Source organism: Aestuariispira insulae (assembly GCF_003385955.1).
Taxonomy (GTDB): Bacteria; Pseudomonadota; Alphaproteobacteria; order UBA8366; family Aestuariispiraceae; genus Aestuariispira; species Aestuariispira insulae.
Window position 1 is genome coordinate 487,231 of sequence record NZ_QRDW01000002.1, and the last position, 16,286, is coordinate 503,516.

At 54.8% G+C, this 16,286-nt stretch carries 18 protein-coding genes; 9 read left to right on the top strand and 9 right to left on the bottom strand.

What is annotated here, in order from left to right; genetic code table 11:
- Positions 1–141: 141 nt before the first annotated feature.
- The 4 genes from flgH to flgF all read right to left on the bottom strand — a co-directional run bounded on the left by flgH (position 142) and on the right by flgF (position 3,533).
- On the bottom strand, positions 142–894 hold the full coding sequence (flgH, locus tag DFP90_RS08325) for a flagellar basal body L-ring protein FlgH (RefSeq protein ID WP_115935990.1): 753 nt from the start codon (positions 892–894) through the stop codon (positions 142–144).
- A gap of 12 nt (positions 895–906) precedes the next feature.
- Positions 907–1,905 (bottom strand): flagellar basal body P-ring formation chaperone FlgA, encoded by a 999-nt coding sequence (gene flgA, locus DFP90_RS08330; RefSeq protein WP_181905251.1) that lies wholly within the window; start codon positions 1,903–1,905, stop codon positions 907–909.
- A 44-nt stretch (positions 1,906–1,949) separates the two neighbouring features.
- Positions 1,950–2,735 (bottom strand): flagellar basal-body rod protein FlgG, encoded by a 786-nt coding sequence (gene flgG, locus DFP90_RS08335; RefSeq protein ID WP_115935992.1) that lies wholly within the window; start codon positions 2,733–2,735, stop codon positions 1,950–1,952.
- A gap of 81 nt (positions 2,736–2,816) precedes the next feature.
- Entirely contained in the window at positions 2,817–3,533 is a 717-nt protein-coding gene (gene flgF, locus DFP90_RS08340; protein ID WP_115935993.1) for a flagellar basal-body rod protein FlgF, read from the bottom strand.
- A 351-nt stretch (positions 3,534–3,884) separates the two neighbouring features.
- Here flgF and DFP90_RS08345 point away from each other — a divergent pair, with 351 nt between their 5' ends.
- The 8 genes from DFP90_RS08345 to DFP90_RS08380 all read left to right on the top strand — a co-directional run bounded on the left by DFP90_RS08345 (position 3,885) and on the right by DFP90_RS08380 (position 12,692).
- Positions 3,885–4,421: a flagellar basal body-associated FliL family protein gene (locus tag DFP90_RS08345; RefSeq protein ID WP_115935994.1), complete on the top strand. Its 537-nt coding sequence runs from the start codon at positions 3,885–3,887 to the stop codon at positions 4,419–4,421.
- Between the two features lie 121 nt (positions 4,422–4,542).
- The gene (gene fliM, locus DFP90_RS08350; RefSeq protein WP_425452150.1) at positions 4,543–5,613 is read left to right on the top strand and encodes a flagellar motor switch protein FliM; all 1,071 of its coding nucleotides are present in this window, start codon (positions 4,543–4,545) and stop codon (positions 5,611–5,613) included.
- A 5-nt stretch (positions 5,614–5,618) separates the two neighbouring features.
- A complete protein-coding gene (locus tag DFP90_RS08355; protein ID WP_115935995.1) occupies positions 5,619–6,131 on the top strand; it encodes a DUF6468 domain-containing protein in 513 nt (170 codons plus the stop codon).
- Between the two features lie 5 nt (positions 6,132–6,136).
- The gene (locus DFP90_RS08360; RefSeq protein WP_115935996.1) at positions 6,137–6,838 is read left to right on the top strand and encodes a MotE family protein; all 702 of its coding nucleotides are present in this window, start codon (positions 6,137–6,139) and stop codon (positions 6,836–6,838) included.
- Positions 6,839–7,090: 252 nt separating this feature from the next.
- A complete protein-coding gene (locus tag DFP90_RS08365) occupies positions 7,091–7,477 on the top strand; it encodes a response regulator (RefSeq protein ID WP_115935997.1) in 387 nt (128 codons plus the stop codon).
- A 156-nt stretch (positions 7,478–7,633) separates the two neighbouring features.
- Complete coding sequence (locus tag DFP90_RS08370; protein WP_115935998.1) at positions 7,634–8,431, top strand: hypothetical protein; 798 nt, start codon at positions 7,634–7,636, stop codon at positions 8,429–8,431.
- A gap of 5 nt (positions 8,432–8,436) precedes the next feature.
- A complete protein-coding gene (locus DFP90_RS08375; RefSeq protein ID WP_181905252.1) occupies positions 8,437–9,153 on the top strand; it encodes an OmpA/MotB family protein in 717 nt (238 codons plus the stop codon).
- Positions 9,150–12,692 carry a tetratricopeptide repeat protein gene (locus tag DFP90_RS08380; RefSeq protein ID WP_115936000.1) on the top strand — a complete coding sequence of 1,181 codons (3,543 nt, stop codon included), beginning with the start codon at positions 9,150–9,152 and terminating at the stop codon, positions 12,690–12,692. The genes DFP90_RS08375 and DFP90_RS08380 overlap by 4 nt, the downstream gene beginning before the upstream one ends.
- Positions 12,693–12,725: 33 nt before the next feature.
- Here DFP90_RS08380 and DFP90_RS08385 read toward each other — a convergent pair whose 3' ends face one another.
- The 5 genes from DFP90_RS08385 to DFP90_RS08405 all read right to left on the bottom strand — a co-directional run bounded on the left by DFP90_RS08385 (position 12,726) and on the right by DFP90_RS08405 (position 15,670).
- A complete protein-coding gene (locus DFP90_RS08385) occupies positions 12,726–13,589 on the bottom strand; it encodes a hypothetical protein (RefSeq protein WP_115936001.1) in 864 nt (287 codons plus the stop codon).
- A gap of 37 nt (positions 13,590–13,626) precedes the next feature.
- The gene (fliP, locus tag DFP90_RS08390; protein ID WP_115936114.1) at positions 13,627–14,400 is read right to left on the bottom strand and encodes a flagellar type III secretion system pore protein FliP; all 774 of its coding nucleotides are present in this window, start codon (positions 14,398–14,400) and stop codon (positions 13,627–13,629) included.
- A 61-nt stretch (positions 14,401–14,461) separates the two neighbouring features.
- The gene (locus DFP90_RS08395) at positions 14,462–14,875 is read right to left on the bottom strand and encodes a FliO/MopB family protein (protein ID WP_115936002.1); all 414 of its coding nucleotides are present in this window, start codon (positions 14,873–14,875) and stop codon (positions 14,462–14,464) included.
- A 59-nt stretch (positions 14,876–14,934) separates the two neighbouring features.
- Positions 14,935–15,255, bottom strand: coding sequence for a hypothetical protein (locus tag DFP90_RS08400; RefSeq protein ID WP_147300977.1), 321 nt, complete (start codon positions 15,253–15,255; stop codon positions 14,935–14,937).
- A 46-nt stretch (positions 15,256–15,301) separates the two neighbouring features.
- Positions 15,302–15,670: an EscU/YscU/HrcU family type III secretion system export apparatus switch protein gene (locus DFP90_RS08405; RefSeq protein ID WP_115936004.1), complete on the bottom strand. Its 369-nt coding sequence runs from the start codon at positions 15,668–15,670 to the stop codon at positions 15,302–15,304.
- Positions 15,671–15,871: 201 nt separating this feature from the next.
- Between DFP90_RS08405 and flgB the strand changes: the two genes are divergently transcribed.
- Positions 15,872–16,282: a flagellar basal body rod protein FlgB gene (gene flgB, locus DFP90_RS08410; RefSeq protein WP_181905253.1), complete on the top strand. Its 411-nt coding sequence runs from the start codon at positions 15,872–15,874 to the stop codon at positions 16,280–16,282.
- Positions 16,283–16,286: the final 4 nt, after the last annotated feature.

A 16,286-nucleotide genomic window follows, 5' to 3' on the forward strand; every position in this document is an offset into this window, starting at 1 on the left:
CTGTTTTCAGTAAAGCAGGATCAGAAAAGATAAGGGCCGGCGCTGTTTGGCGCCGGCCCACCGGAATTACGCTCGCTGAGGAGAGAGAAGAGAGAGGAGAGAGTGCGGGCGTAATTCTTGTCCTTGTATTCTGGCCTGGCCTTAGAAAGGCAGAATGATGTCGATGATCTGAGAACCGTATCTCGGCTGGGTCATGTCGCTGATATGACCGCGTCCGCCATAGGCAAGCCTGGCCTCGGCGATATCCTCATAGGCGATCTGGTTCGAGGTGGTGATATCCTGCGGGCGGATCACACCTGCGACCTGCAACTCCCTGACCTCGTAATTGACACGGGTTTCCTGGCGGCCGTGGATCACCAGATTGCCGTTAGGCAGGACCTGGGTGACAACAGCGGCGATTTCGAAATCGATATCCTCATCCCGGTCAACCACACCGCCGCCAACCTGTGAGACATCGGTGTCCACGCTCAAAAGCGACGTGGGGTCGATAGCCTCCGGTAAAATGGCACCGAGGGAAGCCTCGTAGCCCAGCAGGCTGGAGACGCCGGTCGTATCAGTGACAGTCCGAGTCCTTGTGGTGGAATTGTTCAAGGTAGCCTCATCATCTATGTCGATGATGACTGTAACAATGTCGCCGATCTCGTTGGCCCGCAAATCCTTCAGGAAGGCCCGGCTGCCCGGGCGCCACAGCGAGTTGGAATGCGGGGCCGCCTGCAGGGGCGAGGGCATGGGCATGGAAACGGGCTTGTAGTCCGGCTCGTGGGTCGGGTTGTTGATGGTGGCCAGTGTCGGCTCTTCGCCGACAGCTGCCAGGCGATTGAGCATATTGCAGCCAGACAGGGCTGTGCCGATGAGTAACGCGCAGGCCAGTTTGGAATAAATTTTGGTATTCATAATCCTAATCTCCTAACGCATGGCCGATTGGGTCGGCATGGCCACGGTGACCAGATTGGCTCCGGTGACTACGGCTTCGATGGTTTTGCCGCTGGTCAGGTTGCGTACCTGGATGATTTCACCCCGTGCGCCGGACTGCATGGCCTTGCCTTGCGCGGTCAGCTGCATGAAATCGGTTTGAAGTTCGACGGTGACACGGGTATTACGCTGGACCAGAATCGGTTCCTGGATATCATCCAGGGTGACTGCGTTTCCGGATATTAGCACCCGTTTGGCGGCCATTCCGATCAGGTGGTCAGCATCCGTGACGGCATGGCGCAGGATATCGGATTTGCGAACCCGGATGACCTGCAGGTCCCTTGCGGTAATGATCTCGTTTCGCATTAACCGCCTGGCGGGCACGGCCACTTCGATTATTTCGTAGATGCTGCCGCTGAGCGGAATGCTGGCCAGGATGTTGCCTTGTGCCGGTGCGACGACTGTAGCGGAAAACCGACCGCTGCGCTGATCTATGTTGAGGTTACGTACGCGAATGCCTGGTTCGACATTGGTTGGCAGCTGGATGGACAGCAGATTGCGATCCAGGTCAATTTCGAATGGGCCTTCGCCTCGATATTTGTCTTCTATCTCAGCCCGGATCTGGCTGACCATCTGTTCGCTGTCGATCTCAATGCTGCTACGGGTAACGGTTGCAGTGTCCAGCTTGCTGGTCGGGCGCCAATCCAGACTATAGAAATTGGCAACACGCCAAAGCCAGCTGGCCTTGAGTGTGATGGATTTGCCGGGGCCTGGCGCGCGGGCAATGGTCCGCTCTGCATATTTATCAACATTCAGGAAAACATCGCCGAGCCGTATCTGGTCGTTATCGACGCTGACTTGTGAGCGCAGCATGACAGGCGCACTGATGGTATCCTTGTCCGTCGCGGCTGCCGGACCGGTCAGACCGATCGTGAAGGCGATGGTCAGGCCGGACAGCAGTCGGGAGAAATGCCGGGTGATATGATTTCTCATTTTCCTCTTCCTCTCTTCCCTGGGTTTTTGTCCGTTAACTCTCATCAGGTGACCTGGGTCATCTGCTGCATCATTTCATCCGAGGTTTCGATGACCTTGGAGTTCATTTCGTATGCGCGCTGCGCGGTGATCAAATTCGTGATCTCTTCCACCACATTCACGTTCGAGGTTTCCAGGAACCCCTGCTGAATGCTGCCAAACCCGGTTGAATCCGGATTGCCTGTCGTCGGGCCGCCGGAGGCGGCTGTTTCGAGATACAGATTATCCCCGATCGCCAGCAGGCCGGCCTGGTTGGAAAAGCTGGCCAGCTGGATCTGGCCCAGATTGGACTGGGCAACCTGTCCGTCGATGGTGGCCAAAACTTCGCCGCTGCTGTTGACGGTAATGTCGATGGTGTTGTCGGGCACGGTGATACCGGGGTTAACCTGGAAGCCATCGGCGGTGACGATGGTGCCTTCTGAATCAAGCTGGAAGGAGCCTGCGCGGGTATAGGCGGTTTCCCCGCTTGGCAGGGTTACCTGGAAATATCCGTTGCCGTTGATCGCCAGATCCAGTGTGTTTTCTGTCAATGTCAGGTTGCCAGCCTCGGTAATTCTGTAAACAGCGGCGGTTTTTACGCCGAGGCCAACCTGCACACCTACCGGCACAATGGTTCCGGTATCAGACGAAGCAGAGCCCACACGCCGCTGGTTCTGATACAAAAGATCCTGGAACTCAGCACGCCGGCGCTGATAGGCGGTGGTGTTCATATTGGCGATGTTGTTGGAAATCACTTCCACGTTCAGCTGCTGGGCCAGCATGCCCGTCGCGCCGATACTCAATGAACGCATGATTTCTCTCCTTTTCTGGCGTGTCCTGCCGACGGGCGGGTGTCGCCTGGTTATTCATAAAACAGGTGAGGGGATGCGGGATCAGGACTGTCGGGACAGTTTATCGATCGCCTTTTTCATCCGGTCGTTTTCCTGTTTGATAAAATTCTGCACGGACTGGTATTCGCGTTGCACCATGATCATCCGGCTCAGCTCAATGATCGGCTGCACGTTGGAATCCTCCAGCATGCCCTGAACCAGCTGTGGCGAGGTGATCTCTTCCGGTTCCTGTTCAGTGGAATACAGACCGTTAGCGCCTTTTTTCAGGTCATATTCATCCTCGAACTTCACGATGGAAAGCTTGCCGATCACGGCTTCGGATGTGGACATCGTGCCGTCCGGCGCAATGGATATTTCGCCTTGGCCCGCCGGGACCACCAAAGGCGCACCGGCACTTTTCACCGGATGGCCTTCGCTGTCGACCAGTTGGCCGCCGGCATCGAGCTGAAAGCGGCCGTGGCGTGTGTAGCGATCACCCAGCGGGGTTTCCACGATGAAATATCCATCGCCGGAGATGGCAACATCCAATGGGTTGCCGGTCGTGGTCAGGGGGCCTTCGCGGATGTCGCGGGCTAGGCCGATATCCTGCACGAAAGACAGCTTCTCGCTATTTTTCGTCCGGTCCAGGAACTCCTGGAATACAACCTTCTCCGCCTTGTAGGCCGGGGTGTTCGCATTGGCGATGTTGTTTGCCACGATGTTCATCTCCGTGCGGAGTGTCATCTGGCGCGACAATGCAATGTAGGAGGTATTCTCCATTGGGTGCTCCTCTCATTTCCCATCCGGTTTCTCAGGCCGGAACTCTCTCGGCGGTCATAGGAGCAAAGGCTGTGCCAGAAATGGAAAAATGAATTATTTCAGTTGGATAAGTAAAGATTTGCCCCCGTGGGAAGCTGTGGTCGGGCATGGGGAGGGCGGAAAAAATGGTGGTTGATGGCAAGATTTTCCCTGGAGGGCGGCAAGGAATTTCCGGCTCAGTAAAGCCTGGCTGGGATTATGGGGGTTTTTGCCGTCTTTTCTTTGCCGGGATAATAATTATGTTTATTTCACTGTGAGTCGGTTAGTATTTCGGATGGTTAAAGTGTTGTATTTATATTCGGGGCCAATGGTATGAGCGAAGAAGCCGAAGATATTGATGATGCCGACGAAGAAGGCGGTGGTGGCAGAGTCAGTGGCAAGAAGCTGGTTTTGTTCATTGCCTTGCCGATTCTGCTTCTGATCGGTGCGGCTGCCGGTGTGTTTTTCTCCGGTGTGCTGGATCCCTTGCTCGGGGAAACGCCGGAAGAGGAGATGCTTACCGAAGAAGAAGGCATGGAAGGGCCTGCTCGCGGATCGAACGAGCCGGGCGTGTTCGTTGATCTTGATGAGATCCTGGTCACATTGAATACGGCCGGCACCAAGCAGAAATTCCTCAAGTTGCAAGTGACCTTTGAACTTGAGAAAGCGGAAGACGAAGCCAGGATAGAGGCGGTAAAGCCGCGGATCATTGACAATTTCCAGGTGTTCCTGCGCGAACTGCGTCTGGAGGAACTGGAAGGAAGCCAGGGGGTTTACCGGATCAAGGAAGAACTCTTGAACCGGGTGAACCAGGCGGTGCATCCGACCAAGATCAAGGATGTCTTGTTTAAGGATATGCTGATCCAATAGGGCTGGCGCGTTTTTTGCTGAGTGTGTTTTTCACGGCTTCGTGCCCGGAAAATGTTGGTTTATACTGTAACGGTCGGAACATGATAGCTTTTGCTGGTTTTTGTGTTCCTCGGACAAGCGGATGATGATGGTTGACGACGAATCAGATCTGACGGAAGACGGTGAAGAGGATGATGCGTTAGCGGCCGAATGGGCGGCGATGGCGGATGAGGATTCCGAGCCGGCCATGGGCGCCGCCGCTGCGCGCGTGCTCAACCAGGATGAAATTGACAGTCTGCTGGGTTTCCAGGAAGGCGCTGATGACGGCAGCCAGTCGGGGATCGAGGCGATTATCGATTCCGGCATGGTCTCTTATGAGCGCCTGCCGATGCTGGAGGTGGTCTATGACCGCTTGGTACGCATGATGTCCACATCCATGCGTAATTTTACCTCTGATAACGTGGAAGTCAGCCTGGATAATATTACCTCCATCCGTTTTGGCGATTACCTGAATTCCATTCCGCTGCCTGCTATGTTGGCGGTTTTCAAGGCCGAGGAATGGGATAACTATGGTCTGATCACGGTCGACAGCTCGCTTATCTACTCGATTGTGGATGTTCTTCTTGGCGGACGCCGAGGCACGGCGGCCATGCGGATTGAGGGGCGGCCCTATACCACCATCGAACGCAACCTTGTGGAACGGATGATTGCGGTGGTGCTGGCGGATCTGTCCGCAGCATTTGACCCGTTGAGTTCGGTTTCCATGCGGTTTGACCGGTTGGAGACCAACCCGCGCTTTGCCACCATTGCCCGACCGGCCAACGCCGCGATTTTGGCGCGTTTCCGGATCGATATGGAAGACCGGGGCGGTCGGCTGGAACTGTTGCTGCCCTATGCGACATTGGAGCCTGTGCGTGAGCTGCTGCTGCAGATGTTCATGGGGGAGAAATTCGGTCGCGACTCGATCTGGGAAAACCATCTGGCGACCGAACTTTGGTTTACCGAGGTGCCGATCGAAGTGGTTCTGGATGAAGTCAGCAGCACCCTGGGTGATGTGCTGGATTGGGAACCTGGAACATTCCTGCCGTTGCAGGTGAATGCGGATTCACCCGTTGAATTGCGTTGTGGCAATGTGCCCATGTTCAAAGGCGCGATGGGGCGCCGTGGCGGCAATATCGCCGTTCGGATTGATTCGAAGATGGAAGGTGAGTGACGGTCATGGAATTCACCGATTTTGGCATTTTGATCGATCTGGTTTTCATCGGTCTGCTCATCGCGGTGCTGGTATATGCGGTCCGGTTGAACCGGCATATCTCCGCCCTGCACAACAACAAAGCGGAACTGGAAAAACTGTTGGGCGGATTTGTCGCGTCGACGGAGCGGGCGGAAGAGGCCATCCAGAAAGTTAAGCGTCATACTCAGGAAAATATCGAAGCGGTCCAGGATGCGGTGGGCAAGGCGGAAACATTGCGCGCCGATCTGAGCTATATGCTTGATCGTGGCGAGGAAATTGCCAATCGCCTGGAAGAGGGTATCCGGTCCGGGCGCACCGCCTATCAGGCGGGTGGCCGGTCTGAGCCAGCCGTGGAGGCGGCGCAGGCCGGCAGTGGCGCCGCAGCTAAGGAAGGGGGCGTTTCGAAGCCTCAATCCAAGGAGCGGCCTGCCGGAGAAAACGAGGTTAAGGCAAAATCCAAAGCGGATCTGCTGAAAGCCCTTCAGGGTATGAGATAGGGCTGATGTCCATGCGTATCGGATTATTTCCCATATTGATTTTTGCTTCGGTCCTGATGATCACTGTCAAACTTGGCTCTGTTTGGCAGGGCTTTGACAGCGAATCCCCGGAAGTGCGTGGTTTTAAAGCGCCGGTTTTTGGTGGCAGTGCGGCTGTCGCCCAGGAAGAGGCGCCACCTGTGGGAGAGGAAGTGCCGGCTCTGGATGGCGGCGATGAGATTCCCGAAGACATGCTGCCGGCGGAGACCATTGATGTGGATGACCCTCTGGCGGAGGGGGATTATTCCGATTTGAGCTCTGGCGAGCGGCTGCTGCTGCACGAGCTTGTTGCACGTCGGCGCGAACTGAATATCCGGGAGCAGAGGCTGCAGGAGCGCGAGGCACTTCTGCGCGGTGTTGAGATGCAGTTGCTGGAAAAGCAGGAGCGGTTGACGGAAATCAAGGCTGAGATTGATGATCTGCTCAAGGTTTATCAGCAAGAACAGCGGGACGAAGCCAAAAAACTGGTGAATATTTATTCGAATATGAAGCCTAAATCCGCGGCCCAGATTTTCAACGAAATGGAAATGGAAACCCTGTTGGCAGTTTTACGCGGCATGCAGGAACGGAAAATCGCACCAATTATGGCGGCGATGCAGCCAGAAAAAGCACGCCTAGTCACACGTGAGTTGGCGGAAATCAGGAAACTGCCTGAATTGCCGCAGTGATTCGCACATGCGTTGTTTCAGGAATTTGCCTCAATGCTTCAATAATTCCTTAAGGAGTCAGTTGATACAGTGATTCCAAGGGTATAAGCTAACGCTCGGTCAGTCTTGTCTTGCTTTTTATTACAAGACGGCCAAGAATTAGACGGTTCCTGATACGGAGAAAAAAATCGGGAACAGGGTTTGATCCAGAAAGGCGGGGCCGTATTATCACGTCTGCGCTGTTGTATTGGGAATGTTTGACCGGAGGACACCATGGCTGTCGACATGAACATGCCGATCTTGATCGTCGATGATTACAAGACGATGCTGCGAATTATTCGGAACCTTCTGAAACAGCTTGGGTTCAACAATGTAGACGAAGCCATTGATGGCAGCGATGCGTTGGCAAAGCTGCGGGCTAAGGATTATGGTCTGGTCATCTCTGACTGGAACATGGAGCCGATGACCGGTATCCAGCTGCTGCGCGAAGTGCGGGCAGATGAGAAGATGCGCGATATGCCTTTCATCATGATCACGGCGGAAAGTAAAACCGAAAACGTGATCGCGGCCAAGGAAGCCGGTGTGAGCAACTATATCGTAAAGCCGTTCAATGCTGCGACATTGAAGGCGAAATTGACCAGTGTGATCGGAAACTTCTGATCCCTGAAGGGAACAAGGCGGCCTCCCAATGCTGGAGGATGCGCTGTGATCCGGAAAAGCCGGGAAGCTTCAAATGCTTACCCGGCTTTTTGTTTCCGCAAAACCGCTCTTTCTGCTATAAAATTAATAGATTTAGACAGCGTTTCCGGAACCTGAATGGAAAGCAAGGAACAACAGACCTATAAGAGTAAAGATACAGGACCAGTCATGTTCCTGAGCTTGTTCTTGTTGCTGCTCGCTTTTTTCATTCTGCTAAATGCGCTTTCCACCTTTGAGGAAACCAAATCCCGCAAGGTGATTCAGTCGGTTGCCTCGACCTTCCAGGCGCAACTGGCAAAAAAAAATGTGCGTGAGATCCTGATTTCCACTTTGGGGCCGGTTCCGCAGCCGGAAGAGGTGATGGCCGAGGTTGAGCGGCTCTGGATCACGGCAATACCGTTGACAACCGTTGAGACATTAACGGAAGGCCGGGTCATGCAGTTTGAAATGCCGGTCAACGATCTCTTCATTGGCGGGCAGCTCGATGTTCGGGCCGACCGCAAGGATCTGATCAAGGCCACGGCTCTTGCACTGGCGGCAAGACTTGAAGGGTTTACATCCGAAATGCAGTTTGTCATGGGCGTGGACGACCTGCGGGATGTGAAGACAACCCTTCCGGTGATCCCGCCTAAAGAAGAGGAAGCGGACCCGGAACCGGAACAGCCGGCAGGGTCGTTCGATTTTCTGAATTTGCATGATCCGTTGGAGACCATCATCCGGGAAGATGATTCGGATGATCGCAACCTGTCCTTTGCGCGGGCCGCCAACTTTGCCCGGGCGCTGGTAGGGGCCGGTGCACCGCCATCCGGGGTTTCCATCGGCCTGCTGAAAGGCGATTCACGCAATATCAGGATGCGTTTTTATATCCATCCTGATGATGAGAGTTTTAATACTTTCGATAATCTGTCGGAATGATGGGCATGTTCGAAATCGAGGATGAAGACGAACATAGTGAAAAGGAAAAGGCTCCGATCTGGTTGATCAGTTTCGGCGATGTCACGGCTCTGCTGTTGGCGTTTTTTGTCATGCTATTTTCCATGTCCCATGTACAATCGGAAAAATGGGATGCCATTGTTTCCCTGGTATCGCTCAGTCTGGAACCATCGCCCAAGACCGAACCGGCACCGGTTAGCGAGCGGAATATTGCGACTGTGTCCCTTCTTCGTGCTTTATCACCGGAATATTTGTCCCAGATCCTGAGTGAGAATCTGTCCAGGGATCAGACCCTCGCCAAAGCGCAGGTCAATTTGCTGGATGATCGGGTGGTGATATCACTGCCGTCTGACAGTGTCTTTCTGCCCGGCAACGCATTGATTGCGGCAGAGGCTGAGCAGGCATTGTTCCGCCTGGCCGGCGTTTTCAGCCAATTTGGTAATCAGATCATCATCGTCGGGCATACGGATCCGTTGCCGGTTTCCAACAAATCCTATCAGTCCAATTGGGAATTGTCCCTGGCCAGGGCGCTTTCTGTGGCTGACTATCTGAAGGAATCGGGTTATCCGGGGGAATTGACAGTTTTTGGAATGGCCAATGGACAGTACCGGTATCTTAATCCCAACCTCTCGGAAGAGCGGCGTTATGAGTTGGCGCGCCGTGTTGACATCGTTATCTATCCGGATGCGGGAGGCCAGCCATGACCGAGGCTAAGGGCATTCGAAAAGGCCTGCTGGGCCTGCTGCTACCGGCAGCGGCCCTTTTGGCGGCAGATTTTGCCTTTGCACAAGAGGCGGTGCGCACCCGGGGCTGGGCGCATTCAGATTTTGGCCGCCTGGTATTCGATTGGCCGGCGGCGGTCGGCTTTGAAGTGGATGCGGCCAACCAACAGCTGACGGTTCGCTTTGATCGAACGCTTGAATCCAGTTTCGGCGCCGTTCAACAGCAATTATCCGACTATCTTGTCTCGGGAGAAATTGTCGAAAATGGTCGGGCAGTACGTTTCCAGTTAAAGCAGCCGGTCCGGGTCAACAGCTTTGCCAACGGCAATTCGGTGGTGGTTGATCTGCGTCCGGGGCAGGATGCCACCCCTCAGGCACCCCAGGCAACTCAAACAACCCAGGCGGCGCCGGCTCTTGGTGTGCGGGTTGGTGAACATCCTACTTTTGACCGTCTGGTCTTTGATTGGATTCAGCCTGTGACTTATCAAAGCGCGAAGCAGGGCGGCAGCCTGACGGTTGAATTCAATCGCCCGGCCAGCATAAATCTGGCAAATGTGCGGGGCCAACTTCCCGCCGGGGTCAGCAACCCGCAAAGTGAGATACGCGACGGGCGCACCAGATTCTCCCTGCAAATACCGGAAAACAGGACGGTCCGGCATTTCAAATCCGGTGAAAAGGTTGTGATTGATATCCTGAAGGGCGAGGCACCGGCAGTGGCAGGAGCCCAGACGGTCTCCGAAGGTCCGATCGAGCCGGTCGCCGAAACCTCGCCGACAGCGGAACAGCCCGTGGCATCGACTGATGAAGAAGCCGCAGCCAGCCCCCCGGGGACCGCGGAGGGTGAGCCGTCGTCCAATGCCAGTGCGGACAATCCTCTGTCCCTGACACCGCCGGTGCCGGAGGCATCACCGGTCGGCGAGGTTACCGCGGATCCGCAAATTGAGGGAGCGCCCGCAGGTGAGCAAGCGGCCGAGGCTTCGGAAGAGGCGGTTCTGAGCGAGGAAGAGCGCGCACGCCAGGAAGAAGAACGCCTGCGGATCGAAGCTGAGGATGAAGCGGCCCAGCAAGCAGCGATCGAGGGCAATCTGAACCTGAACCGGCCCGGTGATCTGTCCGTGCGGGACAATGCGCCTGACGAAGAAGGACCGGCGCCGGTCAGTCTGACATTTTCATGGCCGGAAGATGTTGGCGCTGCGGTCTTCAGGCGCGATGCCCAGGTTTGGATTGTTTTTGACCGCAAAGCGACAATCGATCTGGCTCCTTTGCGCCAGCGTGGCCAGCCCCTGATCGAGCGTATCGAACAATACCCCAACACCGGCGCGACAGTGCTTGGTTTGCGAACCCAACCGGGGATCAATCCGATCGCCAAGCGGGAAGGTTTTGATTGGGTCATTGATTTTAGAAAAAAGCCGATCCGACCAAGGAACCAGATGACGATTGAGGCGACGACTGATGCGGATGTCGGGCCGCAATTGTTGTTCCCGACCACGGATCCGGGCGGCTTGATCAATCTCTTTGATCCCAATGTCGGTGATACCCTGCGTATCGCCGCCTTTAAGGAACCTGGATACGGCATACGGGGCAGGCGGGTTTATCCGGAATTCACCATTTTGCCGTCGGCCCAGGGGTTGGTGGTCCAGCCGGCCATCGATGATTTGCTGCTGGATCGGGATTTGAATGGGTTCCAGCTTACAAGCCCTGACGGGCTTCATATTTCCGCGGTATCCCCCGAAGCGCCGGTTTCTTCCGGGCCGGAGCTTTCAGCCAGACGATTGTTTGATCTGGAGAGCTGGAAGCATGGCGAATATGAGGATTATCTGGAAGCGGAACAAGCGCTCTACCGGGCGATTACCGAAGTGCCGGTCGAAAAGATCAATGATGCCAGGATGGATCTGGCCCGTTTTTACATCGCCCGCCAGCGCGGCCCGGAAGCCATGGGCGTGATCAAGGTGATAGAAGGGGAAGAGCCGAATATTGCGACACGCCCGGAATTTCGGGCGCTGCGCGGAGCCGCAAAATTCCTCAATCGCGATTACCAAGAAGCGTTAGGGGACCTAAATGACCCGCGGTTGAATGGCTTTGCTGAGATCGCGGTTTGGCGTGGGGCGGCATTGGCGGAAACCGAACAATGGCAAGATGCCGAAAATAACTTCAAATCCGGCGACTCGCTGTTATTGCGTTATCCCTATCCTTTGCGGGGGCGTTTGGGATTGCTCAGGGTCGAATCGGCTCTGGTTAACAGGTCGCTGCAAAGCGCCGACAGTTGGTTGAAGGAACTGGACCGCAAACCGGACCTGCTGCAGCGTGGGCAGTTGGCCGCACTTCGGTTTTATCAGGCCCGGGTCGCCTTCACCTATAACGACCTTGATACGGCGGATTTGTTGTGGCGCGATTTGGCCGAGGGGAAAGATTGGAAATATTCGGTTCTCTCACAATATGCCTTGGTTAATATGAATCTCAAGCAAGGGGTGATCAGCAAGGAAGAAGCAACCGAAACCCTGGACCATCTCAGCTACCAATGGCGCGGGGACGGGTTTGAATTGCAGGTGCTGCGCCGTCTGGGCGAGATCTATATCCAGGATAATGACTATATGAACGGACTAGGTGCCATGCGCACGGCCGTCACCTATTTTGGTGAAGATCCGATCGCGCAGGGTATCCGGGCGAATATGCTGGATATTTTTCGGAGGCTCTATCTGGATGGAGAGGCGGACAGGTTGCCGCCACTCAGGGCGCTGGCGATATTTGACGCGTTCCGGGAATTGACACCCGCCGGGCCGGATGGCGATTTGATGCTTGAGAAACTGGCGGACAGGCTGATTGCGGTCGATCTGCTCTCCCGGGCGGCGACGTTGCTGGAGCATCAGCTTAAAAACCGCCTGGTCGGAGAGGAAAAAGCGCGGGTTGGGGCCAAGTTAGCACTGATCCGGCTGATTGATGGTGATCCTCAAGGCGCCTTAGCAGCCCTGGCGGCTACAAGTTTTCCGGAATTGGACCGGGAATTGGAAGATGATCGCAGGCGCTTGAAGGCCAAGGCTTCTTATGAAAATGGCGATATCGACGAAGCGATCAAATTACTGGCCGGTGATATCAGCATCGAGGCCGACATGCTGCGACGGGATATTTATTGGAACGAGGAAAACTGGGCGGAGGTGGCCAAGGTTCTGCAGCGTCTCGCCGGGGATCCGCCGGAAGAGGCGGAGGTCGGCATGACCGACGAAAAAGCCCGTTTCGTCCTGAACTGGGCCGTTGCATTGCTTCTCAATAGTGATGACGATGGCATTGCCCTGTTGAATGATCTTTATGGACCGGCGATGAATAACAGTTCCTATGCCAGCACCTATCGGTTCATCGCAACGCCGGTCGAAAGCGGTAACACGGCGAAGCTGCAAGATACCATTCAGCAATTGGCCAATAGTGATATGTTCAACGCTTTCATGAATAATTATCGTGACAAACTTCTGGCCACGCCGACAAGCCCCGGTGGGGATGGTTTGGAGGATTTCAGCCCTCAGGGATGACGGTCTCACCCGAAGGGCGGGAGGCTGGCTATGTCAGAGATACCTGTAAAGGCGCACGGTGCCATTGATCGGGATGATATGATCCTGGCTTAGGAAAAATGTTGGCATCACCTGCTGGACATCCCGGATACTTTTCCGGGCGACCTCCGGGGGCTGTTCCTGACGGATCCGCCATTCCGCCATATCGCGGAACACACGGCTGCTGGCTTCAATGATATGGTCTCCCTTGTCATTGAGGCTGCAGGCGATGCTGCCAGGGACGAAACTGTCACCCACAGGCATGAGAACCGTTCCGGCGATTGGCTGGATATAGCTTGATGTCTGAAATGCCGGGTTGGAAAAATTCACATAACGACAGGGGCTGTACAGGGTCCAGTCATCGCCGCCAGTGGACCAACTTACTTGCAGGAAGAGGCTGCGAACCGAAATTTGGTTGCTCAGCAATCGTTCATGGATTTCGTCATAGTCGAAATAATAGATCTGCCGGTCCGGGCAATGGGCTTGGCTGTTGCACCCTTTGATTTCAAACGCCGGCGGAAAGGTGCCATCGCCCTCGGACGAAGGCGGTACGGTCATGACTGCCGGGTTGCCAAATTGATAAATGCGGCCTTCTTGGGTGTAGGTTAGAAACTCCCAAGGCTTTTCTTTTTGGAAGATTTCCCGACCGCCGCCAAGATAGGTTTCCGAATGGGGCAGACGCTCCATCCGGCATTCATGGGACAGATAGGCCGTTGTCTTTTTGGTGCCCGACTGGGCCAGCACGGACTGGATTTCTGTCATCCAGAGATTTTCACCACCATTGATCATCCGCCCGTGTTCGAGATCTGGCGCGGTGCCATCGGCCGTTCGTTTTTCCGCCGCGACGGGCAGGTGGCCATCGGGTTGTGGATCAATCATGTGTCATGCTCTTAAGCCCCATCACCTCTGTCACCCCCTATACTGGCACAAAACTCTGCACCAGAGACCCGACCACCAGATACCAGCCGTCCACGAGCACAAAGAAAATCAGTTTAAAGGGCAGGGATATCATCACCGGCGGCAGCATCATCATGCCCATGGACATGAGAACGGATGCAACCACCATATCAATGATCAGGAAAGGCACGAATAGCAGGAAGCCGATTTCAAAGGCACGTTTCAGCTCGGATATCATGAAGGCCGGTATCAGCGCCCTCAAGGGGGTATCCTCACGGTTCTGGACCGTTTCGATCTGTCCGATATCCATGAACAATTTCAAGTCCTGATCACGCACATGGCGCATCATGAAGGCATGCAATGGAGCCACGGTCTGGTCGAAGGCTTCTTCTTCGGTGATCTGTTCCTCAATCAGAGGCGCGATGCCTTTGCTATAGGCTTCTTCCAACGTTGGCTGCATGATGAAAAAAGTCATGAACAATGCCAGGCTGATCAGGACCGAATTGGGCGGCGATTGCTGAGCGCCAAGGGCGGTTCGCAGCAGGGAAAGAACAATCACGATCCGGGTAAAAGATGTCACCATAACCAGGGCGGATGGTGCCAGGGACAAAACCGTGAGCAGCGCCACCAACTGGATCAGGCGGCCCGTCACTGTGCCGCCTTCGCCGATTTCAATATTGACCGATTGCGCCAGGGCCGGTGCGGACCACAACAGTCCCAGGCTCAGGCAGAAAGCCAGGGCCGAGATCAACAGGGCTTTCACCGGCAGGGATTTCTCCTGCCGGAATTTCATGGGTGGTTCTGTTCCCCTCTTGGCCTTCATGCCTTTGGATTTGTCGGGACAGCGCGTCATATCAATCCGAGTCACTTTTTTCTTGTCCATTGCGGACCAGCAAATTTTGAAATCTGGACAAAGTTCCGGTCGTAATCGGTTTCTCCGGATGGTCTTGTCGCGGCTTTTCGGCAGGATCATCCGATTCCTGTGACTGAGCAACTTTTATGCCTGAATGGATAAGCTGGCTGTTGCCGGCACCGATCAAAATCAGATGTTCCTGATCATCCTGGCGGACCAGAACCAGCCGATGTCTGGCATCCACAGGCAGGATTTCCTCCACCGACAGGCGTCTTTTTCCACCTCTGGCCTGCGGCCCGGCCAGACGGAGGCCATATTTGCGCAAAATCACCGCGCAGATACCGATCAGGCCAATCACAAGAATCAGGGCCAGGAGAAAACGGAAATAATCTGCTGTACCCACGACTTCATTCATGGCGAGGATCCTACAAGCAATCGGACGGTATCAAGCGGCAGGACATAGCCCAGACAGGTTTAACCTTCGTCACCATTTTGGGCTTCATTCTGGGCTTCTTTTGCGGCTTCAGCTTCCTGGTCTTCAATTTCCTTCAACCGACGGCTGATTTCGCCCAGTTCTTCGGAAAAATTGATCAGATCGGTTCGCAATGTCTCAAGGATCGGGCGCAGTTCCACTGAATCTTCGTCCGAAAGGGCCGTAACTTCGGCGCAGGCGGCGGCGACGCGCTCCCCGATCGCTTCCAATCCAAAATCCTTGCCCTGGGAGAGATTGACCCGTGCCTGCTCGATCTCTTCGATCATGCCTTTGATACGGTTTTCAAGTTCGGCTTGGGACATAATATCTTCCACTTCCATTCATGTTTTCTTGTGGGGCCGATCCGACTCAACCACCTGTTAACTTGCGTCCGTTAGCGGCATAGACGAATCTCAGAATTTCAGCCACGGCAATAAAGGCTTCCACCGGTATCTCTTCGCCGACTTCGGTTGCGGCGAGGATGGATACCAGATCGGCATCCTTGTGGATCGGCACTCCATGCTCGGCGGCTTTTTCCAAGATGCGTTCCGCTAAGCTGCCTTTGCCCGATGCCACCACAGAAGGCGCACTGTCCCGGTCGGCGGGGTCATAGGATAAGGCAACAGCAACGGAATCATTGGTTGATTCGCCTTTGCTGGCAATATCCGCCTTGGCCTCTTCTGCTGCCTTGGGGGTGCCGAGCAAATTTTCCAATCCGTCTTTTTCTTCTTCTGCCATTTGTCTCCGCTAGGCAAAACTGACCGCCGATCCTTGAGTGCAAGAGTAGCTCATTTATCGGGGGGCTGTCAGTAATTTATTGTTTTATAAGGAATTCGCGCCGGATCAGATGGTTTGGCCCGTATATTGCTTCTGTGTTTGGCGAGAGAGTGAATGAACCGGAGGTGAGAGGCCGGTTCAGAACAAATGAGGAGAGTGACTATGTCCCTGGAATCGACACCATTATTCGGCATGATGCAGGTAAAGATGAACTGGCTGACCCAGCGTCAGCGGGTTTTGTCCCAGAATATCGCAAACTCCGATACGCCTGGTTATCGATCCAAGGATCTGGTCGGCATTAATTTCCGCGAAGAGCTGCGGAACACTGAAAAGCGGATCTCCCTGTCCCAAACATCAGAGGGGCATATCAAAGGGCATTCCGATACCAGTTCCCATAAGTCTTTCCGGACCAAGCAGCCTTATGAATTTGCGCCTGACGGCAACGGTGTTGTCGTGGAAGAGCAGATGATGAAAATGCATGAGACCGGTGCGGATTACAAACTGGCGACCTCTCTCTTCTCCAAATACACCAATTTGTACAACATCGCACTGGGCAGCGGCGGCGGCCGATAAGGGA